Annotated in this window: 17 protein-coding genes, 1 tRNA gene, 2 other RNA genes and 1 pseudogene; 11 read left to right on the plus strand and 10 right to left on the minus strand. The window is 36.1% G+C overall.

All coding sequences use genetic code 11. The annotated features are described in order from the left end of the window. The first annotated feature begins 127 nt into the window (after positions 1 to 127). Positions 128 to 2,125 (plus strand): penicillin-binding protein PBP4(5), encoded by a 1,998-nt coding sequence (gene pbp4 / locus ACIQ4I_RS15110; protein WP_403097376.1) that lies wholly within the window; start codon positions 128 to 130, stop codon positions 2,123 to 2,125. 213 nt (positions 2,126 to 2,338) lie between these two features. On the opposite strand, the gene ACIQ4I_RS15115 is transcribed toward pbp4, so the two are convergent. Beyond that, the gene (locus tag ACIQ4I_RS15115) at positions 2,339 to 2,776 is read right to left on the minus strand and encodes a hypothetical protein (protein WP_403097378.1); all 438 of its coding nucleotides are present in this window, start codon (positions 2,774 to 2,776) and stop codon (positions 2,339 to 2,341) included. Between the two features lie 257 nt (positions 2,777 to 3,033). Between ACIQ4I_RS15115 and ACIQ4I_RS15120 the strand changes: the two genes are divergently transcribed. Beyond that, complete coding sequence (locus ACIQ4I_RS15120) at positions 3,034 to 3,663, plus strand: YfbR-like 5'-deoxynucleotidase (protein WP_403097443.1); 630 nt, start codon at positions 3,034 to 3,036, stop codon at positions 3,661 to 3,663. Between the two features lie 42 nt (positions 3,664 to 3,705). Here the strand turns inward: ACIQ4I_RS15120 and ACIQ4I_RS15125 are convergent, their stop codons facing one another. Then, a complete protein-coding gene (locus ACIQ4I_RS15125) occupies positions 3,706 to 3,855 on the minus strand; it encodes a hypothetical protein (protein WP_403097381.1) in 150 nt (49 codons plus the stop codon). Between the two features lie 406 nt (positions 3,856 to 4,261). Between ACIQ4I_RS15125 and ssrS (ACIQ4I_RS15130) the strand changes: the two genes are divergently transcribed. The 8 genes and pseudogenes from ssrS (ACIQ4I_RS15130) to ACIQ4I_RS15165 all read left to right on the plus strand — a co-directional run. Further along, positions 4,262 to 4,455: non-coding RNA, 6S RNA (gene ssrS / locus ACIQ4I_RS15130), on the plus strand. A 344-nt stretch (positions 4,456 to 4,799) separates the two neighbouring features. Continuing rightward, positions 4,800 to 5,975 carry an acyl-CoA dehydrogenase family protein gene (locus ACIQ4I_RS15135; RefSeq protein WP_403097384.1) on the plus strand — a complete coding sequence of 392 codons (1,176 nt, stop codon included), beginning with the start codon at positions 4,800 to 4,802 and terminating at the stop codon, positions 5,973 to 5,975. A gap of 19 nt (positions 5,976 to 5,994) precedes the next feature. Beyond that, a complete protein-coding gene (locus tag ACIQ4I_RS15140) occupies positions 5,995 to 6,861 on the plus strand; it encodes a transporter substrate-binding domain-containing protein (protein WP_403097387.1) in 867 nt (288 codons plus the stop codon). A gap of 69 nt (positions 6,862 to 6,930) precedes the next feature. Further along, positions 6,931 to 7,638 carry an amino acid ABC transporter permease gene (locus ACIQ4I_RS15145; RefSeq protein ID WP_403097389.1) on the plus strand — a complete coding sequence of 236 codons (708 nt, stop codon included), beginning with the start codon at positions 6,931 to 6,933 and terminating at the stop codon, positions 7,636 to 7,638. 12 nt (positions 7,639 to 7,650) lie between these two features. Further along, entirely contained in the window at positions 7,651 to 8,364 is a 714-nt protein-coding gene (locus tag ACIQ4I_RS15150; RefSeq protein ID WP_403097391.1) for an amino acid ABC transporter permease, read from the plus strand. Between the two features lie 18 nt (positions 8,365 to 8,382). Next, positions 8,383 to 9,138 (plus strand): amino acid ABC transporter ATP-binding protein, encoded by a 756-nt coding sequence (locus ACIQ4I_RS15155; RefSeq protein ID WP_403097394.1) that lies wholly within the window; start codon positions 8,383 to 8,385, stop codon positions 9,136 to 9,138. A gap of 170 nt (positions 9,139 to 9,308) precedes the next feature. Next, positions 9,309 to 9,493: non-coding RNA, 6S RNA (gene ssrS / locus ACIQ4I_RS15160), on the plus strand. A 138-nt stretch (positions 9,494 to 9,631) separates the two neighbouring features. Beyond that, positions 9,632 to 9,730 (plus strand): annotated as a pseudogene (locus tag ACIQ4I_RS15165) (SHOCT domain-containing protein); the annotation flags it as partial. Between the two features lie 42 nt (positions 9,731 to 9,772). Here the strand turns inward: ACIQ4I_RS15165 and ACIQ4I_RS15170 are convergent. From ACIQ4I_RS15170 to ACIQ4I_RS15185, 4 genes are all read right to left on the minus strand, one after another. Further along, positions 9,773 to 9,991 (minus strand): DUF3955 domain-containing protein, encoded by a 219-nt coding sequence (locus tag ACIQ4I_RS15170; protein WP_403097396.1) that lies wholly within the window; start codon positions 9,989 to 9,991, stop codon positions 9,773 to 9,775. Positions 9,992 to 10,721: 730 nt separating this feature from the next. After that, on the minus strand, positions 10,722 to 11,363 hold the full coding sequence (gene trhA / locus ACIQ4I_RS15175; protein ID WP_403097399.1) for a PAQR family membrane homeostasis protein TrhA: 642 nt from the start codon (positions 11,361 to 11,363) through the stop codon (positions 10,722 to 10,724). Positions 11,364 to 11,765: 402 nt separating this feature from the next. Further along, positions 11,766 to 13,385 carry an amidohydrolase gene (locus ACIQ4I_RS15180; RefSeq protein WP_403097401.1) on the minus strand — a complete coding sequence of 540 codons (1,620 nt, stop codon included), beginning with the start codon at positions 13,383 to 13,385 and terminating at the stop codon, positions 11,766 to 11,768. A 16-nt stretch (positions 13,386 to 13,401) separates the two neighbouring features. Next, on the minus strand, positions 13,402 to 14,739 hold the full coding sequence (locus ACIQ4I_RS15185; protein ID WP_403097404.1) for an APC family permease: 1,338 nt from the start codon (positions 14,737 to 14,739) through the stop codon (positions 13,402 to 13,404). 269 nt (positions 14,740 to 15,008) lie between these two features. On the opposite strand from ACIQ4I_RS15185, the gene ACIQ4I_RS15190 reads away from it, so the two are divergent. Continuing rightward, positions 15,009 to 16,382: an APC family permease gene (locus tag ACIQ4I_RS15190; RefSeq protein WP_403097407.1), complete on the plus strand. Its 1,374-nt coding sequence runs from the start codon at positions 15,009 to 15,011 to the stop codon at positions 16,380 to 16,382. Between the two features lie 420 nt (positions 16,383 to 16,802). On the opposite strand, the gene ACIQ4I_RS15195 is transcribed toward ACIQ4I_RS15190, so the two are convergent. The 4 genes from ACIQ4I_RS15195 to ACIQ4I_RS15210 all read right to left on the minus strand — a co-directional run bounded on the left by ACIQ4I_RS15195 (position 16,803) and on the right by ACIQ4I_RS15210 (position 22,303). Continuing rightward, positions 16,803 to 18,167, minus strand: a complete 1,365-nt coding sequence (locus ACIQ4I_RS15195; protein WP_403097409.1) for a putrescine aminotransferase — start codon at positions 18,165 to 18,167, stop codon at positions 16,803 to 16,805. A 12-nt stretch (positions 18,168 to 18,179) separates the two neighbouring features. Then, a complete protein-coding gene (locus tag ACIQ4I_RS15200) occupies positions 18,180 to 19,673 on the minus strand; it encodes an aldehyde dehydrogenase family protein (protein WP_403097411.1) in 1,494 nt (497 codons plus the stop codon). 194 nt (positions 19,674 to 19,867) lie between these two features. Continuing rightward, positions 19,868 to 21,985 carry a sigma 54-interacting transcriptional regulator gene (locus ACIQ4I_RS15205; protein ID WP_403097414.1) on the minus strand — a complete coding sequence of 706 codons (2,118 nt, stop codon included), beginning with the start codon at positions 21,983 to 21,985 and terminating at the stop codon, positions 19,868 to 19,870. Positions 21,986 to 22,231: 246 nt separating this feature from the next. Continuing rightward, positions 22,232 to 22,303 (minus strand) — tRNA-Glu (locus tag ACIQ4I_RS15210). Positions 22,304 to 22,326 lie beyond the last annotated feature (23 nt).

Raw genomic sequence — 22,326 nt, forward strand, 5'->3', positions numbered from 1 at the left:
CACTTAAAACAAGAATTAGAAAACTCCCGTTAAGTGAAATTTCACTTTATCATTTTAACATTAATAGTTAATTCTATTATACTTTTAACCATACATCGTTATAATAACGATAAGGAGGCGATATTGCTTGAAAAGTAAAAAATTACTCATTAGCCTAGTAGTAATACTAATCGCCGTTATTTCTTGCGGCACATATTATATGGCACAACAACGTGCTGAACAAAAGGCTGAACAAACAGCCAAGAATTTTGTCAAAACCATCACAAATCAACAGTATCAAGAATTACCTGCACTAGTATCCAATCAATCGCTTAAAAAAAATAATTACGATAAGCAAACATTGATTAATAAGTATACAAATATATTTCATGGTATTGGTGCAGAAAATATGAAAGCTAGCGACGTAACCATAACCAAGATTAAAAGAGGGCAATACACATTCACGTATAAATTAGATTTAACAACAGCACTTGGTAAAATACCTAGCCTTTCTTATAAAGGAAAGATTATAAAGGAAGGAAATGATTTTGTTGTCGATTGGAGTCCCGAACTCATCTTCCCTCATATGGATGCAACTGATAAGATCTCCTATTCAGAAGAAGATGCTATTCGAGGGAAAATTCTCGACAAAAATGGCAATGAATTAGCAACAAATTCAGAATTTCGCCAAGCAGGAATTATCCCTAAAGAACTTGGAGAAGGAACCAAAAAAGAAGAAAATATTAAAGCCATTGCAAAGCAATTTGACATAACTACGAAGGATATTGAAACAAAGCTCAACCAAAAATGGGTCAAAGAAGATTTGTTTGTCCCTTTAAAAGTCATCGATAATGATCAAATAAAAAAAATGGCTGGCGTACAGTATCAAGCAGTAGATGTTCGTTACTATCCCCTTGCTGAAGCTGCTTCAACAATGATTGGTTATACAGGGAAAGTAACCCAAGAAGATCTTGAAAAAGATCCAACTCTCGCTACAGATGCCATTATTGGAAAAAGTGGCTTAGAAAGAGCTTACGATAAAGAATTACGTGGAAAAAACGGTGGTAAGATTTCTTTAATAGATCAAAATGGCAAAGTCAAAGAAGTATTACTTGAAGCCTATCGTGAAGACGGGAAAAATATTCACTTAACCATAGATGCTGAGACACAATTAAAGGCATATGATGCACTTGAAAATGCTACTGGTGCTTCTGTCATTATGCAGCCTAAAACGGGAGATCTACTTGCGCTTGTGAGCAAGCCTTCCTACGATCCAAACAAAATGGTTCGAGGTATTTCACAAAAAGAATACGATGCTTATATGAATAATGAACAAAAGCCATTTATCAATCGTTTTACTCAACGATTTGCACCCGGTTCTACGTTGAAAACTGTTACAGCAAGCGTTGCACTTGATTCAGTTACTCTAACAACTAAAAAAGAACGTACAATCAATGGACTAAAATGGCAAAAGGATAAATCTTGGGGTAACTATTTTGTAACCCGCGTATCAAATGTTCCAAAAGTAAATTTACAGACAGCCTTGATCTACTCAGATAATATTTTCTTTGCTCAAGAAGGACTAGAAATGGGCGAAGATTTTTTAAGAAAAGGGTTCAATAAATTTATCTTTGGTGAAAAATTAGATTTACCATTTGATATGAAACCTGCACAAATTTCAAACAATGATTCTTTTAAATCCGATATTCTATTGGCTGACACTGCTTATGGACAAGGTCAAGTATTAATGTCCCCTATTCAGCAAGCTATTACGTACAGTGCTTTTGCCAATAACGGTAAAGTGGTATATGCACATTTGTTAAAAAATCAACAAACAAAGACCAAAAATGCTGTCAGTGCAAAATCAGCAAATATTGTCAAAAATGCAATGCTACAAGTTGTTCAAAATACAAACGGTACAGCACATAGCTTAAATGGTATTAGCTCTACTCTAGCTGCTAAAACAGGAACAGCTGAATTAAAACAAACACAGGGAACAGAAGGACAAGAGAATAGCTTTGTTGTAGCATTTGATACGAAAAAGAAGCATGAATTCCTAGTTTTGTCTGTAGTAGAGGATCATAAAAAAGTTGGGAAAACAGCTACTGAGCTTGTAAAACCTTTAATTCAAGAATTAGAAAAGTAAATAAAAAAGGATGCTCTATAAGTGCATAAAAACACTTATAAAGGCATCCTTTTATTTTTATGAGAGTAAGAGTTGATTCTACCTAATGTTATCCGGCTTCAGTGGCTAGACCCTCGAGTCACAACGTATTCTCGGTCGAAAACTAAAAAGATGTTTTCGATTCGAAAGCTTATGTGCTTTTCGGGCCTGGACGAGCCACTTCAGCACTTATATTTACCATAACGCTGGTTTTGTCACCATAAACCAAAGCATGATTAATAATAATATTGTATAGATCCATGTGGATTTGGTTAGTTTATCTACAAAGTGTTGCTGATTATATTGTGGTGTATTAAATGTTTGCATCGTTGGCTTAAATGCACGTGCTAAAAAGACAATCGAAAGAATTAACAAAGTGATCGTCATTACGATAAAAGGTGTTGTAATAGAGTAACCACTACACCATAGTATGTATATCCCCGATAATGTAAGTACATGCCCTGAATGCTTCACTACTTGAATAGCAAGAGAGAAAATAGTTACATATGCTGTCATCTCTTCATGCGTCTTTGCTAGTCTCATTTTCTTCAGCATTGGAATGAGTACAAAAAAAGGACCAATCGATAAAATTGCACTTATAACATGTATGTAAGTTACTGTTGAATAAAGCATAGATAGGCTTCCTTTTCTATATATTTCTTACTTCAACAATAAAGGAATTCATAAATACAGGCAATCGACAAAAAGGTGAACATGAAATTCGCTTTGTAAATACAATGTAAAAATAACCTATGTTCTTTGTAAATACATAAATTACGAGCAAATTATGTATTATAATATCCGTATCAAGAAGAAATTAGTGGACATCCTAAGCACATTCTTGGTAAAGTAGCATACAATAAATAAAATTAAAAAGGGAGAGGATTTTTATAGGAATCCATAAGTTTTTTACAAGTTTAAATGATTTAGAGCGTATTATACGTTGCCCGGGCCGCTTCAAATTTGAAGAACATAATGTGGCAGCACACTCTTGGAAAGTATCACAATACGCAATGTTTTTTGGGACAATTGAAGAAATGAACGGTGCAATTATCGATTGGAAATCACTATATGAAAAGACAATCAACCATGATTTTGCAGAAGTATTTATTGGCGATATCAAAACACCAGTAAAACATGCATCTCCTGAGCTTAAACAAATGATTGCTCATGTGGAAGAGAAAATGATGGAAAAGTTCATTTTCAACGAAATTCCAGAAGAATTTCAAGAGGTATTCTTCAATCGTATGAAAGAAGGAAAAGATGCAACAATTGAAGGTCGATTACTCGAATTTGCAGATAAACTAGATCTCTTTTATGAAGCATTTGCGGAGCTAAAACGAGGCAACACCGACAGAGAATTTGTCAGTATGTATCAAGAGGGACTAAAAAAATTGTTAGTCATTCCATTGCCAACAAGTGTTAATTACTTCAAAAATGTCATTTTAGCAGATGTCATAACTGAAAAAACACCAGTTGATATTACTGCATTGACTGAGGAAGTATTATCAGAAGCTTAAGCCTTAAAAATAAGGCATATGCTTTTTTATTTTACCCAAAAATTAACCGCAAACAATCCAATCATTCTTTGCTTGCAGTTTATATATTCTATTTGTTTGATAAAAGGTTTTAGGAATTTCTCCAACACTACGTTGATGATCAAGCAATGGTGCTTTGTCAGCATTAATAATATTCGTTACTTTCCTTATCAAATCACGTGGTCCCTCTGCTTCTATCTGCTGAACATTTTCGCATTCTAATGCGGATGCTGTATTCGTTAATATCGGTAAATTATTTGCCGAACGCTTGCCATTCGCATTGACTTCGATTTTTTATCAATAGACCAAAGCATTAATAATGGATCCAATGAAACTGAAGCAAATGAATTAACCAGCTGGATTGTTTTCTTTATCAAAAATTGTAACAACCGTTACACCAGTTGGATAATTTCCTAAAGCCTTTTTAAATTCTTCCTGTTGTTGAACCATTTTACCATCTTCCCTCCTCCTTATTTTGCGATAATTACGCTTTCTTCGATTGGCTTAAATTCTTTTTATTCCCACAAAATTATGGGGTGTTCTTTCTTGCAGATTAATCATTCATGCAGTAATATAAGAATACAAGCTGCGTTGTTCGTAATAATATAAAGTTTTAACCTTTGAGCTGTAATAGGGAGTTTTAATTGAGTACGGACTGGCATGCCGCATTCCACGTTAATGCGGACGAACATGAAATACTATGCGAACACCCACTTTGAGGAGTGGTGGTTTAAAACTTTCAGTATTTAAATTTACGGCAAAGGCGGCTTATTAAATCGCTTACTATCAAGATTAATATTGAAAAGCACTTACCATTTGGTAAGTGCTTTTTTGCCTATCATACATTGAATTAAAGTCTTTTTGTATCACGTACCGATTTCATTTGAAGCTTAAACAAATCAAGCATTTACATACTGATAATTCAATAGTTTTCTATTCCTATAAAAATACTCATAATTAATATTGACTTTGCACTCCCCAACCTTTATCATTAGGTAAAAATAAAACATAATACAAATTAACCCATAAGTAGTTATTTATTTCTATAGTGGGTTTTAATTTATTTTTATACCAACTATTCTTCTATGTTTTGTATATTTTAAAAGGAGGTATGCTTTGTGAGAGAACTATTTATTCGTACGGATATACAGCGAAAATGGCTACAAAAGCTCGAAAATCTGCGTCATGATATTACAGCAGATTCTAAAAAAATTGATGAACAATCCCTCTTTCCTTTTAAAAGTTTCGAAAAATTAAGAGCGATTGGCTATCCACAGGTAACCTTGCCAAAAGAATACGGTGGTGAAGGATTATCTGTTTATGACATGATTTTGCTTCAAGAAACTTTAGCTAGTTATGATGCGAATACATCTCTAGCAATTGGTTGGACACTTGGAGTTGTAGGTGAACTATATGAACATCAACTTTGGAGTCCTGAATTACTTGAAAACTTCTCGAAAGAAGTTCAAAAAAATGTGTTCATTAACCGTGCAGTAAGTGAAGCACAAACAGGTAGTCCAACTCGTGGTGGACGCCCAGGAACAAATGCAGTTAGAACTACTAATGGTTGGATATTAAATGGCCATAAAATTTTTACCACATCCTCTCCTATTCTTGATTATTTTCTTGTAAGTGCATGGATTGAAGAGCAACAACAAATCGGTTTTTTCCTTATTGAAAATGAAACTCCTGGATTATCTATAGAAGAGACTTGGGATGTCATGTCCATGCGTGGAACAGGTAGCCACGATTTACTTTTAAAGGATGTGCATGTTGAATCTATAGCACTTGTTGAGTACCCTCAAAGCCCGTTTGGTGGGAATCATATTAACGGTTGGATCTTGCATATTCCCGCAACGTATCTTGGTATTGCACAAGCCGCACGAGATTATGCGGTAAACTTTGCAAAACATCACCAACCTAATAGTTTAAATGCACCTATTAGTACATTGCCTAATGTACAGCAACATTTAGGAACTATAGAACTAAAATTAGATCAAGCACGCTTCACTCTGTACGGTGCTGCAGAAGCGTATGATGATAATGTACGTCGTAAGCATTTAACCAATGAATTAGCTGTTGCAAAGCATACGGTTACAAATGCAGCAATTGAAATTGTAGATTTAGCTATGCGTGTAGTTGGTGCTAAAAGTCTTCAAAATTCAAATCCACTACAACGTTATTACCGAGATGTTCGTGCAGGTCTACATAATCCACCAATGGATGATATGACGATTACAAAACTCGCAAGAACTGCTTTAGAACAAGATAAAGAATCACCATTATATATATAAAGAAAAGGGGTTATGGAATATGTTTAAAAGTAATTTTTTGAAATTTGCAACAATTATTTTGGCAACAGTTGGGTTATTAGCAGGTTGTGGATCAGATAGTTCATCAGATGCTTCTTCAGAAGCCAGTTCAAAGAAAGTAACCACAGTGAAAATTGCTTATGACCAAGCAAGTAAACCTATGACTTACACAGATGAAAATGGCAATCCAACTGGTTACGATGTTGAAATTATGAAAGAAGTTGACAAACTATTACCAGATTATAAGTTTGAATACGTAGGAACAACAAGTGATGATTTGTTAATTGGCGTTGAACAAGGTAAATACCAAGCTGGTGTAAAAAATGCATTTTTTACGAAAGAACGCAAAGAAAAATTTATCTTCCCTAAAGAATTCTTAGGGTTAAGTAGTATTGGACTTGTCTTAAAATCATCTAATAAAGATTTAAAATCATTATCAGATTTTGCTTCTAAAGGCTACTCACTAGCCCCTATTGCCGCAAACAATGCTCAATATACGGTTATTAAAGAATATAATGACAAAAATCCAGATAACAAAGTAAAACTTAAAGCTGGTGATGAGTTCACAGTAGATGTTGTGCAATGGGTAAATGAAGGTCGTGTTGATGGTGGTGTTATGATCGAGGGTGCCTTCCAACAACAAGTTACTTCAGATAAAGGTGCTTACCATAATTTAAAAGATCAAGTCGTTTATAACGAATTCGGCGTTATTAAAACATGGCCTTTATTCAACAAAAATCAACAAAAACTAGCAGATGCATATGATGAAGCAATCAAAAAACTTAAACAAGAAAAGAAACCAAACGAACTAAGCAAAAAATTCTATGGTCGTGATTTATTTGAAGTGTTAAACAAAGCTGAACGTTAATATCAAAACCTATAGGCTACTGAAATAATCAGTAGCCTATAGTTACACTAAAAAGATGGTGATTCGTACATGAGTAAATATTTTGATGCCTCTTATATTTGGAACTCGCTTCCTCAACTTTTACCATTCTTAAAAGTGACATTTATTGTAGCTGGCTCTTCCATCATTTTTGGAACATTAGCTGGCTTGCTACTTGCTGCTATGAAGCTTGGTAATAGTCGTATCTTAAAAAAGATTGCTACGGGTTACACAACCATTATGCGATGTACTCCATCAATCGTTCTACTATTCCTTGTATATTATGGTATTCCTGCAATCGCAGCAAATTTTAATATTAATCTACACAATATTGATACAGCAATTTTTGTTGTTATCACCTTCACACTTCAATTTGCAGCTATTATGTCAGAGGTAATACGCTCAGCCTATGAAGCAATTGATCGCGGACAATATGAGGCCGCTGTTAGTGTTGGTTTAACACCCCTTCAGGCTTATCGACGGATCATTTTCCCACAAGCGCTCGTTGTAGCACTACCCAACTTCGGGAACGGTATGATTATGCTTCTTCAAGAGGGTTCCCTTGCCTACACAATTGGCTTAATCGATGTCGTTGGGAAGGCCAACTTACTTATAGCAGCAAATCTAAATGCACATGCTTTAGAAATCTACATCGCTCTTGCCATTATTTATTGGATTTTATCAATCCTTATAGAACGGGTATTTAATGCATTAGAAAAATTCTTTAGTAAAGGTAAAAAGACTTTAGAAACAACGTAAGGAGGTTCATCTATGTCAACTGCATTTAACGGAAAGTTTTTTATCGATACATTCTTTATCGCATTGTCTGGTGTACCGATTACTTTACTTGTGACAATTGTTGCTCTAGTGATTGCAGTTCCATTAAGCTTTTTATTAGCATTAACTCGCATCCACAAAACGCCTATTATTCAACGTATTACACAAATTTATGTATCCTTTGTGCGCGGTACACCGATTTTAATTCAGATTTTTATTATTTATAGTAGTATTCCGCTAATATTAAAGATTATCTTTAAAAAATATGATATAGGCATTGATATTTATAAAATTAACCCTATCTGGTATGCATTTATTATTTTCTCTTTCAGCACAACTGCATTATTAATAGAGGTTTTCCGCTCTGCCTTAGGCACAGTGGATAAAGGACAGCTTGAGGCTGCTCATTCTGTCGGCTTAACAACTTTTCAAGCATACTGTCGAATTATTATTCCGCAAGCACTCGTTGTTGCAATGCCCAATATTACGACTACAATTATCAATTTAATTAAAGCAACTTCCTTAGGCTATGCTCTATCACTATCAGAAATCACTTTAAAAGCGAAGGTCGCTGCAAATGTAGGCTATAACTACATTGAAGCGTATTTAGACATTTTCATAGTTTACTTAGTTCTATGTACTTTCGTTGAATACATATTAAAACGCTATGAAAAATATTTAAGCAAATATAAGGTTGCTCATTCTTAACCATAGAGGTGTTTGTCAATGTTAGAAATTAAAGATATACACAAATCATTTGGTCATCATGAAATTTTAAAAGGTGTTGATATTTCGATTGCTCAGGGTGATGTAGTAGTTATTTTAGGCCCAAGTGGCTCTGGTAAAACAACGTTACTTCGCTGCATTAATTTCTTAGAACGCGCTGACAAAGGTCATGCTTCTATTAGTGGCATTGAAGTTGATTTACATCATGCGAAGAAAAGAGAAATTCACAACGTCAGACAAAAAGTGGCTTTCGTATTTCAAAGTTATAATTTATTCAATAATAAAACAGTTCTTGAAAATGTAACTGAAGGATTAATTGTCGGTAGAAAAATGCCAAAATCAGATGCAGTAGAAATAGCGAAACGTGCCCTAAGCAAAGTCGGTCTTTCTGACAAATATGATGCTTATCCAAGTGCACTTTCTGGTGGTCAGCAACAGCGTGTTGGCATTGCTAGAGCTGTTGCATTAAGTCCAGACATTATCCTATTTGATGAACCAACCTCAGCCCTCGATCCAGAACTTGTTGGTGAAGTATTAACTGTTATGAAAAATATCGCAAATGAAGGCACAACAATGCTTGTCGTAACACATGAAATGTCCTTTGCCCGAGATGTTGCGAATCGCGTTATTTTCATGGACGGCGGAGTGATCGTAGAAGAAGGGACTCCTCATGATATTTTTGTTACCCCTAAAGAGGAGCGTACAAAGCAGTTTCTAAAACGTGTATTACCGGAGGAATATACGTATAATATTTAGACTCTTAATTTCAGAATTACCTTTCAATTTCTATGCTGAATTCTCTCTACTATCAATTGAAATATATACTTAGCTTTCACCTTAAATTCCCTACAAAAGTTGCACTTATTTCCGTTATATTATGAGGTGTTCCCTCTTGAAGTTTGATCATTCATGCAGTAATATAAGAACTCAAGCTGCATTGCTCGTAATAATATTAAGTTTTAACCTTTGAGCTGTAAAAGGGAGTTTTAATTGAGTACGGACTGGCATGCCGCATTCCATGCGGACGAACATGAAATACTATGCGAACACCCACTTTGAGGAGTGGTGGTTTAAAACTTTCTATAATAACTACGGCATACGCGGCTTTTACTCTAAATATTGTTATATCAAAGTTTATATAGCATCTTAGCCGAATTGGTTAAGGTGCTTTTTTCATTCTAAAATAGTCGATGAGGTTAAATTGGGGTTAAACTTCTTTGCAATTAAAAATAATATTCGTTAATTAAAGGATTTATTAGAGGATGGATTAATCACTGAGGATGAATTTAATGCTAAGAAAAAGCAATTATTAGGGATATACAATAAAACCAGGGACTCATTAATTTGAGCGCCTGGTCTTTTGTTTAGATGGTTGGTTTTTATACAAAAATTAATTTGAAGTTTGTGTTTTCTTAAATATTGAAATCAATGCCACACCAGCTAATGACACAATCCCTAAGAAGAATAATAAAAATCCAATCGGAATCAAGAAGAAAGGTTCTTCTAAAGTGCCATCTGCAGCTACATTACTTCCAATGATAGCCTTCGCAATAAAACAGATTACTCCTAAAAGAATTGGTGTAGATGCAATTACATATTTTGTTTTCATAATATCTTCCTCCATTAAAGCTATTTTAATTATTTTTTTGACCAAGATATCACCTGGCTGACAGTCTAATACTTAACAAATTTTTTACGATGTTAAAATTTTGCAGATTTTGCTTTTTCATTTTTAAAATTTGAGACGTTTGCCATTGTGATACCAAGTCTCCTATCGACTTTCTAATGTTAGAATAACTGAAGACACATCCTTAGTCAATACTTTTTTATCGCAAAACGATAAATTATTATTACTTTACAATAAATATTCATAATTTAAATAAAAAAGACCAAGCTCAAAGTTAATTGAGCACCTGGGCTTTAAAATTATTAAGCAATGAAGCTGCAGACATAAAATTCAAATCCTCAACACCAAACGGCATTTCTTTCTCAATGTGCTTTCTCACATAAGGATTCCGTTTTTCTCTGGAGACTTGGCATCATCATTAAAAAAGACACCTATCACTCTTTTGCAACAACAAGAAAACTAATAACAATGCTTTTAGAAAATCCGAATGAGCAAGCCTTCGGAATAAAGTAAAATTAATTTGGACATTATTCAAGCACTACCTTTATTAATTTGTACATTAATAAAGCACTGACTCTTTAAGTCAGTGCTTTTAGTCGGTCAAAAGAAATTGTTTCTAAAAATTTTAATACAACGCGAAAATTATGATGTATAACTACACTTACCAAAAAGGAACTATTAAGTAAGTAGCTACCTTATGATTTCGGATAACTTAAATATAATAATATATACTCGCAAACATTGCCGCGCAGCCTCCCATAACAAAAACATGCCAGATTGCATGATTATATGAAATACGTTTGTTTTTATAAAAATATGTGCCAACTGTATAGATGACGCCACCAACTAGTAGTACTAAAAAGCCTTTAACGGTGATATGTGCGACAAGTGGTTTGTAGGCGAAAATAATTAGCCACCCCATGCCGATGTAAACGATTAAAGATAATGTTTTGAATCGGTATACAAAGAACATTTTCATGACGACCCCGATGATCGTTAAAATCCACTCAATAAAGAAAATAGTCCAGCCTGTCGCACCACCCACTGCTACAAGTGCAATCGGTGTATATGTACCCGCAATCAAAATGAAAATTGAACAGTGATCCATCTTTTTGAAAAAACTTTTATGCGTTGGAACGCTATGATAGAGGGTTGAGCTTAAAAATAATATCATCATCGAAATACCAAAGATGATATAGCTAAACAATTCGATTTTCGAGCCAGACTCGTTTGCCTTTTGAATAAGTAAAATCAAGCCAGGAATTGTTAGCAAGAATGCAATGCCATGAGTTAGCGCATTCCAAAATTCCTCCCTCTTACTGTAGCCGTTTTCTATATTTACAGCATGTGCCATCCTAATCACTTCTTTCTATGTCTATTATTCAATATTTTGGATAATAGACATAGTACACTGTGTCACAAAAATAATATGATAAATATAACATTCACTTTTCTAATAGATTGTAACTATTTCAGAAGCAAATTGATAAAATAAAACATTCATGAGCTTTTGTCTCCCCAATACAGGCATGAATAATTTTATCATCCTATTTCAGACGTTGGGGTAAGACATCAAAATATCTAATATCTCCGTTTCGATGCCTCCCCCTCCCTCTCTGCGTGCTCCTGCGGGGTCTCGGCAACCAGTTATTCGGCAGTATCGTCAGGACATTTATCTCCACTTTATTCACAAAAAGGTGATTAGCTTATTAAAGACTAACCACCTAACTTGATTTTTAAATAAACATGTAACTTTTTACTTTACCATAACTGCTTCCCACACCTTTTGACCGTCCATCAATGTTAGAACTACTTCTGTCTCTAAAATTTCCTCTTTCGGACATGCGAACAAGTCACGATCTAATACAATAATATCTGCAAGCTTCCCTACTTCTAATGTACCAAGCTCTTGCTCCCTAAATACGCTATAAGCGGGGACTTGTGTATATGCTTTTAATGCCTGGGCAAGTGTTACTTTTTCTTGTTCATTCCAAGTGTCTTTTAACGTAATATCCATTCTTGTAACTGCATGATAGATTTCTAACATTGGCTCAAGCGGTACAATTGGATAATCACTACTGTAAGGAACAATCGCACCTGAATCGATTAATGTTTTGTTAGGATAAATATATGGTTGTTTTTCTTCGCCTACACGTGTTGTATGACTTTCACGTGGCATTAATGCCATATGGTATGGTTGAATGGATGGCATTACACCAAGCTCTTTGAAGCGCGGAATATCAACTGGTGATACAATTTCAATATGTTCTAATGAATGGCGCGCATCACGTTTACCATTTACTTGCTGTGCTTTTTCATATAAATCTAAACCTAAGCGAACTGCCCCATCTCCAATTGTATGGAAGCGTATTGCAAAGCCATTATAATCTGCTTCAATAACCCATTTTTCAAGAGTTTCTACAGGATAAGCAACATCGCCAACAGAACCTGGCTTATCTAAATACGGATCAAGCATATATGCAGTATGTCCTGTCACTACCCCATCAATAAACTGTTTTAATCCTCCTAATTGTAATTTTTCTGAATTGAATAGTGCACGTAGTGTGCGAGCTTTCTCCATATCACCATTTAGTGGAGGATAGACATGCAGTCTTGTTGTTAAGCACCCTTCTTCATCTAATTCTTTATAAATATCATATTGCTGTAAGCGTTCATGAGCACGACTTGCATATAAATCATTAACTGATGTAATCCCAAGCTTCGCTGCTTTCGCTAAGAAGCTTTCGACCATTTCTTTAAATGTTTCTTTTGAAAAATCATAGGCCAAATCTGTTGCCATCGATATCGCTGTTTCAATTAAAATACCAGTAGGTTCGCCGTTTTCATCTTTCACGATAATACCGTAATCAGGATTTTTTGTATCTTTCGTGATATTGGCAAGCTCCAAAGCTTTCGTATTAACCCAACCATAATGTCCTTCTGCATGTAATAAGACTACCGGACGATCTTCCAATACCGCATCTAAATGCTCACGAGTTGGAAATACTGTATCACCCCAAGCTGTATGATCCCAGCCTGTCCCGATAATCCAATCTCTTGTTGTTTGTGTCTTGGCATAATCCACTACCATCTGAATCGCTTCTTCAGCAGAAGTGGCATCGAATAAAGATACTGCCTGTGTACTAAAAACACTGCCAAGCATAATATGCATATGTGCATCATGAAAGCCTGGCATAACAAGCTTATCCCCCACTTCAATTACTTCTGTAGATTCACCTTGCCATGACACAATATTCTCCCAATGATCAACCGCTAAAATACGATTATCTTGAATAGCAATCGCTAGTTTTTGTGGCTCATTTGCAAGCCCCGTGAAAATACGATTTCCTTTAATAATTTTCGTTGCTACAGTCATTTCCATACCACCTTTTTTATAATTGTGCTTGTCCAGACAAATCAATTTCTGGTGGAGCCTTCTTGAATCCCTTCGTCAAAACAAGCATATAAATGACACCACAAACAAACCAAATACTTCCTAGAATAATTGAATGCCGATCCAAATTAATCAATAACCAAATATCTAACACCGCTCCAATCAGCGGAATAATTAAGTATAAAAAAGCACCTTTTATGGACCTTTGCTTACCTTTTACAAAATAATAAGCAATGACAGATAAATTCACACAAGTGAATGCTAAGAAGGCACCAAAATTAATGAATGATGCTACAAGCGTCAAACTAAGTACAAGTGCTAATAACGAAAATCCGCTAATTAATAAAATATTATTTACAGGAGTGTCATATTTCTTATGAAGCTTGGAGAAAAACCCCTGCGGTAATTGCCCGTCACGCCCCATCGCAAACAATACGCGTGATGCACTCGCCTGTGATGACATGGCAGAGCCAAATGCGGTAAATCCATAGACTGCTAAAAAGAATGAAGCGAATGTTTTGCCACCGACAAGCTCAATAATGTCATTAGCCGCCGCATCTGCATTCGTAAATGTGCTGTAATCCGGCCATACATTATGGGCAAAATATGAAACGGCAATAAAGACAAGCCCGCCCATAAATACAATAATATAGACAGCACGTGGAATGGTTTTTTGCGGATTAATCGTCTCCTCTGCAAAAGTAGTCGCGGAATCAAACCCTAAAAATGAGAAGCATAATAATGCAGCTCCTGCAACAACGAATGAAAATGGTTCACTTGTATTATAGAAAGCATCAAAATTCCAAATACTCCCCGTACCCGCTCCACCATTAATTTCTTGAATAGATAGACCAATAAACATCGCAATAAACAAAAGCGATACACCTGTTAATAAAATATTCGCCTTTGTTGCCATCTGCACCCCAAGAATATTGATAACGGTTACAAGAATTAATAAACCTAACACCCAAACATATGGAGGAATTGACGGAAAGGCAGCCGAAAAGAAAATGCTAAATAATAGATAATTCACCATCGGAATAAATAAATAGTCCATCAAAATAGACCAACCGACTAAAAAACCTACAAACGGATTAATCGCCTTTTGCGTATAAGCATAAGCTGAACCCGCAGACGGAATCGCCTTTGCCATCTGTCCATAGCTATATGCCGTAAACAACATGACAACAAGTGCTAATACATATGCCCCTGGTACCATGCCGTGCGAAATTTCTGCAGCAATGCCGTATGTACTAAAGACCGTTGCAAGTGCCATAAACGAAAAGCCAAACAATACAACAGGTATTAATGTTAATGTCCGCTTCATTTCTTTCATAGAATTCCTCCCTATTAACAGATTTCAATTTCCTATACTTTGTACATGCATAATCTATGCCAATTAAATTCCCCATAGTTTCGTTTTTCTGTTAAAGCGAAGTATGCAAAAATGAATTTATTATGCTGATTCGCATACTAATTTCCTAGAAGGAGGAGAAAGAAATTCTACTTTTATACATTTCTTTCTCTCTAAATTGATTTTCTGAATTTTGGCACACTTTATGCAGATGAAAAGTAAAGGGGAATTTTTATAAGGGGGAATGATAGATGGAGAATGGTTCTACATTAAGGAGATCACTTAAATTATGGCAAATTGTAATGATTGGACTTGCTTATATGACACCAATGGTTGTATTCGATACGTTTGGTATCGTCTCGAATGTGACAGATGGACATGTTCCAACATCTTATGTCATTGCTTTAGTTGGCATGCTACTCACCGCCGCAAGCTACGGTAAACTTGTCCGCATCTTTCCAACAGCAGGATCCGCATACACATATACGCAAAAGGCGATTAGTCGTAGGCTTGGGTTTTTAATTGGTTGGGCATCTTTACTTGATTACTTATTCTTGCCAATGGTCAATGCATTGTTAACACAGATATATTTAACAGCTTTATTTCCAGAAGTTCCGTCATGGTTATGGGTTGTGCTATTCGTAGGGCTTGTGACGTTTTTAAATTTACGAAGTGTTAACTTGCTTGCCAATTTCAATGCTGTTTTCGTATTAATACAAATAACCATGATAATTGTATTTGTAATTCTTGTTGTTCGTGGTCTTCAAGCGGGAGAAGGAACAGGAACAGTCTTTTCACTTCAGCCATTTATTTCTGAAGATATGAATATGGGGCATATCATTACAGGTGCAACAATCTTATGTTTCTCGTTCCTTGGATTCGATGCGGTCACAACATTAGCAGAAGAAACACCTAATCCCAAAAAAACAATTCCAAAAGCCATTCTTTATACGGCTTTATGGGGTGGCGTTATATTCATAACTGCTTCTTTCTTTATTCAATTATTCTTCCCAGATGTCTCACGCTTTCATAATCCAGATGCTGCTTTACCAGAGATTGCACTTTATGTAGGTGGAAAACTATTTCAAACTATTTTCTTATGTACAACATTTGCTAATACACTTGCTTCTGGAATGGCATCACATGCAAGTGTGTCACGATTACTTTATGTAATGGGACGAGATCAAGTCTTTCCTGAAAAATGGTTTGGCTTTATTCATCCAAAATGGAAAACGCCCTCTATTAATGTATTAGTAGTAGGAGCCATTTCACTATCTGCTATTTTCTTTGACTTGGTAACAGCGACTTCGCTTATTAACTTTGGTGCACTGATGGCATTCACATCAGTTAACCTTTGTGTTATTAGTCATTTTGTTATTCGTGAAAAAAAGCATCGTACAGTGAAAGGCTTCTTCAATTATTTAGTTTTGCCAATTCTCGGTGCCCTATCTGTTGGCATACTTTGGTTTAATATTGAAAAAAGTTCACTCATTATGGGAATAATTTGGTTCTCCATCGGTTTCGTTTACTTACTATACTTAACAAAAGCATTCAGCAAAGCACCTCCTCAATTCAAAGAAGAAGATGTAGTATCCGAGTTACCTGAAATGCAAATTACTAGCTAATAGAAAGTCCGTAGCTCTCATATTTAGCTACGGACTTTTTTTGTTTTACAATTAATATGGATAACTCAGATCGTTGATTTCCACTGCGGGTGAACGTTTTCCGCGGGGGTATCGAGCTGCTTCCCTGCCATATTCAGTCCAGGGTCTCGACTTTCCAGCTTAAACGCCTCCCGCAGAGAGAAACAGTTGAATGCGACTATACAATCTACTTTAGGATTCGGATTCAAAGGGCTGAGATTGAGAAATGCTTGTTTGGAGATCATCGAAAAACATGAATTATAAATAGCAAAACAGGGAGGCATATCTTATTATTACTAAGAAATACCTCCCTTACTTATACTATTATGAATTTATCAGTGCCCACTTGATTACAGTAGTGCTTTTGGTAGAAGGTGGATACAAATATTAAACAAAATAGAATTATAGTGATTCTAATACTTCTTTAAAACGGCTAATTACTGCATCTACTTCTTCATATTTAATCGTTAATGCTGGCTCGATTCGGATTGTTTTTGAGTTAATTAAAGTACCTGCAACAAGTACGCCACGTTCAAACATACCTTTTGATACTTCATAGCCGACTTCATCATCATGGAATTCAATACCAATCATTAAACCTTGACCACGAATTTCTAATACTTTATCTCTATGTGCTTCCGCTACTTCACGTAAGCCTTTTAAGAAATATTCACCCACTTCAGCTGCACGTTGTGGCAATTGTTCTTCGATTAATACACTAATTGTAGCAAGAGCTGCTGAACACGCTAATGGATTTCCACCGAATGTTGTTGTATGCATGAATGGGTTTGGGAACCAGCTTTTGAATACTTTTTCTTTTGCCACAACTGCTCCTGCTGGCATAACACCACCGCCGAATGCTTTTGCTAAGCAAATAATATCTGGTACTACATCATAAAGCTCTGATGCGAACATTTTCCCTGTACGGCCCATACCTGTTTGCACTTCATCTAAGATCATTAATGCACCGTATTCATCACAAAGTGCACGAACTTCTTTTAAATAATCTTTTGGTGGAAGAATAATACCGCCTTCACCTTGGATTGGTTCAAGAAGAACTGCAGCTACATCTTCACCTGTTAATGCACAAGCTTCAAATGTTTTACGCATCATGTCAATATCACCAAATGCAACATGACGGAAACCTGGTACTAGCGGTAAAAATGGTTTGCGGAACATATTTTTTGATGTTGCAGATAATGCCCCTAAGCTTTTACCATGGAATGCTTTTGTTGTTGCGATGAAAGTTGTACGTTCACTGTACATTTTTGCTAATTTCAACGCTGCTTCTACACTTTCTGTACCACTGTTTGTGAAGAATGAGTATTTTAAGTCCCCAGGTGTAATCTCAGCCAACACTTTTGCCAACATTGCACGTAAAGGGTCTAGTAAATCTTGACTGTGTAATGCTTGACGTTGTAACTGGTCTTGCACAGCTTTCATTACTTTTGGGTGGCGATGTCCAACATTATAAATACCAAAACCGCCTAGGCAGTCGATATATTCATTACCATTTAAGTCTTTAAAGCAAGAATCGCCATCAGACCATTCAACTGCTGCAAATTGGCCGTCTTTTGTAACTGTTTTGCGGTATTCTAAGAAGCCTGGGTTAACATTTTCGCGGAAGCCATTAACTGTTTCTTCAGTAATCCATTTTGCTTCTTCAGCTGTTACTTCTTGTTTTTCAATAATATTTAATACTTTATCTAGGTACTCTGATACTTCCGCTTCTTTTTTCGTTAGTTGACTATTCACATTGATACTCATATGATCCACTCCTTATTTTTCAAACCATTGCACTGGTTCTACTTGTAGATTGATATTAATTTGTTTAATTTCTTGGAATTCATCGAAGCCGTGTGTGCCTAGGCTACGACCGATACCACTTTCTTTATATCCACCCCACGGTGCTTCGTTATATGTTGGATGATACGAATTAATCCAAGTAATACCTGAACGCAATTTTTTGATAATGCGTAATGCTTTTGCACCATCATTTGAGAAGACTGCCCCTGCCAAACCGTATTTCGTTCCATTTGCCAGTTGGATCGCTTCTTCTTCTGTGCTGAATTTCTGAATGACTGCAACAGGTCCAAAAATTTCTTCCTGTACGATACGCATATTTTGATTTACATCTACAAAGGCTGTTGGCTCTACAAAGTATCCCTTATCATAGCCATTTGCTGTGATGCGATTACCACCACAGATAACACGCGCGCCTTCCTCTTTACCAATTTCGATATAGCTTAATACTTTCTCAAGATGTTGTTGGCTTACTAATGGGCCCATTTCTGTCCCTTCTGCTAAACCAGCTCCCACTTTAATCTGTTTTGCACGTTCTACAAAACGATCTACAAAGCGATCATAAATACTTTCTTCTACTAAAATACGTGAACCCGCAGAGCATACTTGCCCAGAGCCACAATAAATACCGAATAGTGCAAAGTCTACCGCTACTTCAAAGTCAGCATCTGCAAAAATAATATTTGGTGATTTCCCACCAAGTTCAAGCGATACTTTTTTCATTGTATCTGCTGCCTTTTTCATAATATGTTTTCCTGTTTTCGTACCACCTGTAAACGAAATCATATCAACATCCGGACTTTCTGTAATTGCATCACCTACAACATCACCAGCGCCCATCACCATATTTGCTACACCTTTTGGTAAGCCTACTTCTTCAAATATCTCGAATAATTTAGTTGGTGTGATTGGTGTTACTTCGGATGGTTTGAAAACAACCGTATTTCCCGCAGCTAAAGCAGGTGCAAGTTTCCAAACACTCATTAATAATGGGAAGTTCCAAGGAACGATTAAACCACAAACCCCTACTGGCTCACGAACAACCATTGCTTGCATTGGGTCTGTCACATGATAGGTTTCGCCATCTGGCTTTGTCACGATGCCTGCATAATAACGGAAACATGCAGCAGCATCTGCTATATCGCCTTCTGCTTCTCTTAATGGCTTGCCATTATCAATTGTTTCAAGACGTGCTAATTCTTCTGCACGTTCGTCAATTTTATCTGCTACCTTCAATAAAAAAGCGGCCCGCTCGATTGCTGGTACTTCTGACCAAACACCTGTATCAAATGCTTCACGCGCTGCTTGAATGGCTTTTTTGGCATCTTCTACTGTTCCTTCAGGTGCTTGTGCAATCTCCTCACCAGTTGCTGGATTGATGACTGAACGCATGCCACCATTAGATGACTTTGTCCATTGACCATCGATATACATATTCAGTTCAAGTGTATCTACTTTCACCTTTACCATGTTTTGCTCCTCCTTTAACTGTTGTCATATTACATAATGCAAGAAGCATGCCAACTCTCAAACTACGACTCTATCGATATTTCAGAAATGCTATTATGCAAATGAACATACAGTTATGCAGTTTTGCATATATTTACCTGTAATTGCATAAAAAATCCGCCAATGTCTTCACATTAACGGATTCTGGATTCTAGTTATTGTTCATATTTTTTTTGCAAAATCTTTTGATACTTGCGACTAACGGAAGACTGACTAACCCCTAAAGCCTTTGCAGCTCGTGTCGTTGTCTTATACTGCTTCATGGCGAGCATAATCAGTTGTTCTTCTACATCATTAAGTGCCTCTTCTAGCGGCATTACACGGGTAATAACAGGTTTCTTATGATTCACGGTATAACTAAGTGATAAAAAACGGCTAACAAACTCAGAAGTAATAGCCGGTTCATCAGCTGATACAACTAATCTTTCAATCATATTTTGCAATTCACGCACATTACCTGGCCATGCATAAAATTCCAAAATATTAATTGCATCTGGTGTAAGTGTATAGTTCTTTCCATAACGCTTATTCAATTTTTCTAAAAAGTGAAATGCCAATACAGGGATATCTTCTACCCGTTCTCTTAAAGGCGGAATGTGTAGTGGAATAACATTTAAACGATAATACAAATCCTCGCGGAAAGTACCCTTTGCCACCATCTCTTGCAGATTTTTATTCGTCGCTCCTATAATTTGCACATCAATTGGTATAGGCTTTGTGCTCCCGATTGGAACGATTTCTTGTTCTTGCAATACACGCAATAGTTTTACTTGTAAATGTAGTGGCATTTCACCAATCTCATCTAAAAACAACACTCCTTCATGTGCCTGTTGGAAATAACCGATTTTTCCATTCTTATCGGCACCTGTAAATGAGCCCTTGGTATAGCCGAACAGTTCACTTTCCAGTAAGTTTTCTGGGATTGCTCCACAATTCAACTTCAAAAATGGCTTCTCAGAGCGATGTCCAAGCTGATGAATCACTTGTGCAATAACTTCCTTACCAACTCCTGATTCACCATACAGCATAACTGTTGATGAAAAATCTGCAATTCGCTTCGCTTGTTGGACTAAACGCTCCATCTTCTGACTTCGATAAATAAGCTGTTCTGTTGAGCGTTCTTTATTTTTGAAAAGATCAAGCTCTTTTTTATACTGCGCAGAGATTTTTCTCATCTCTTGCAGTTCACTCTCTAATCGAGTTGACTCTGTAATATCTCGCGACGCTATTACAATTCGAGTAATTTCTCCTTGTTCGTTAAAAATGGGATTCCCAACTGATAAAATTTTACGCTGATTTTTCGTCTCTTGAACGACAGATACTTTTGTTTTCCCCTTAAGCACTTGTCCTATAGAAGTTGGACAATAGCGTCCCTCTTTTTCAAGTACCAACAAACTTTTACCAATCCATTCATTCAAATTCGTATCCCACACACCTGGGATTAGGCGCTCACTTGTACGAATTAGCTCTCCTCTTCCATTAACAACCAATATTTCATCATAAATGCTTGATAAAATAGCATTCAAATCCTTATTAAGTCCTTTAATATCTTCAATCTCTGTCGCCATTTCCTCTACTTTTGGCAAGTCTTGAACAACAATTACAATTCCTTCAACAGCCTGCTCAAAATTGATAATCGGGCAATAATCGACAAGTACAATCGCATCATCACCAATTTGAAGCTGGTTTAAAATTGTCTTTCCTGTATTAAAAACATAATGTAAATATGATCGGTTAAAAATTGCCTCTGCATCACAATTTTCCGCAAATTCCTTATCTAATCGCATCATTTTCAGTGATGCATCATTATAATTGACAATACGATGCGAGCGATCCACCACAAAAATCCCCATCGGTATGGATGTCAAAATAATTTTCAACAAATCTATTGCCTGATTATCTTGCTTAAAAAGTTCAACAAGCATCTCCTCACGACGCAAATAACCAATTATATCGCCGTTTACACCTTGCACCAATGCAAACGGCTCCCCAATAATTTGGAACAATACTTTTACAGATAGATGCTCGTCTACCTGACAAATGCTATCAAGCGAAGTGGCATAGTGGCGAAGATCTTCTACTGTTAGTTGCGGGCTTTGCTGTACATCTTGTTGCAATGTATTCATATTAATATATGACTCTAATTTCCCTTGTCTTTTTAAAAATAAAAAGGGTTCTTTCATGTCCTTAACTGCTATTGATTGTTGACGCTCTAAATGGTCAATATCAATTGTCGCAAGTGGTCTAAGTTTCTCTACATCAACTGCAAACATTCTAATTCCCCCTTGGTTATTTTTATCATAACATTTTTGCGGAATTTTTAGAAAATTTATAAGTAAAAAAAGTGGCTCTACGTCAAATGCTAGGAGAACTAATTTTATATTAGTTGCCCTAATCAAAATAAACTCAAACATTTGACACAGAACCTGAATAAAACATTTCCATTTTAGTAATACAATTATATTATTGCAACGAAAAAATTCTTAAGAATCAAACGACTCTTAAGAATTTTTTAAGTATGACCCCTACGAGATTCGAACTCGTGTTACCGCCGTGAAAGGGCGGTGTCTTAACCGCTTGACCAAGGGGCCATGGCTCCGAAGGCAGGACTCGA

This window comes from Rummeliibacillus sp. NPDC094406 (assembly GCF_044763875.1).
Taxonomy (GTDB): Bacteria; Bacillota; Bacilli; order Bacillales_A; family Planococcaceae; genus Rummeliibacillus.

Excerpts from the sequence above, each read along its gene's own strand:
- ACIQ4I_RS15115 (WP_403097378.1), bottom strand. The coding sequence starts at position 2,776 with ATGCTTTATTCAACAGTAACTTACATACATGTTATAAGTGCAATTTTA.
- ACIQ4I_RS15140 (WP_403097387.1), top strand. The coding sequence starts at position 5,995 with ATGTTTAAAAGTAATTTTTTGAAATTTGCAACAATTATTTTGGCAACA.
- ACIQ4I_RS15145 (WP_403097389.1), top strand. The coding sequence starts at position 6,931 with ATGAGTAAATATTTTGATGCCTCTTATATTTGGAACTCGCTTCCTCAA.
- ACIQ4I_RS15150 (WP_403097391.1), top strand. The coding sequence starts at position 7,651 with ATGTCAACTGCATTTAACGGAAAGTTTTTTATCGATACATTCTTTATC.
- ACIQ4I_RS15155 (WP_403097394.1), top strand. The coding sequence starts at position 8,383 with ATGTTAGAAATTAAAGATATACACAAATCATTTGGTCATCATGAAATT.
- ACIQ4I_RS15170 (WP_403097396.1), bottom strand. The coding sequence starts at position 9,991 with ATGAAAACAAAATATGTAATTGCATCTACACCAATTCTTTTAGGAGTA.
- trhA (WP_403097399.1), bottom strand. The coding sequence starts at position 11,363 with ATGGCACATGCTGTAAATATAGAAAACGGCTACAGTAAGAGGGAGGAA.
- ACIQ4I_RS15180 (WP_403097401.1), bottom strand. The coding sequence starts at position 13,385 with ATGACTGTAGCAACGAAAATTATTAAAGGAAATCGTATTTTCACGGGG.
- ACIQ4I_RS15185 (WP_403097404.1), bottom strand. The coding sequence starts at position 14,739 with ATGAAAGAAATGAAGCGGACATTAACATTAATACCTGTTGTATTGTTT.
- ACIQ4I_RS15190 (WP_403097407.1), top strand. The coding sequence starts at position 15,009 with ATGGAGAATGGTTCTACATTAAGGAGATCACTTAAATTATGGCAAATT.
- ACIQ4I_RS15195 (WP_403097409.1), bottom strand. The coding sequence starts at position 18,167 with ATGAGTATCAATGTGAATAGTCAACTAACGAAAAAAGAAGCGGAAGTA.
- ACIQ4I_RS15200 (WP_403097411.1), bottom strand. The coding sequence starts at position 19,673 with ATGGTAAAGGTGAAAGTAGATACACTTGAACTGAATATGTATATCGAT.
- ACIQ4I_RS15205 (WP_403097414.1), bottom strand. The coding sequence starts at position 21,985 with ATGTTTGCAGTTGATGTAGAGAAACTTAGACCACTTGCGACAATTGAT.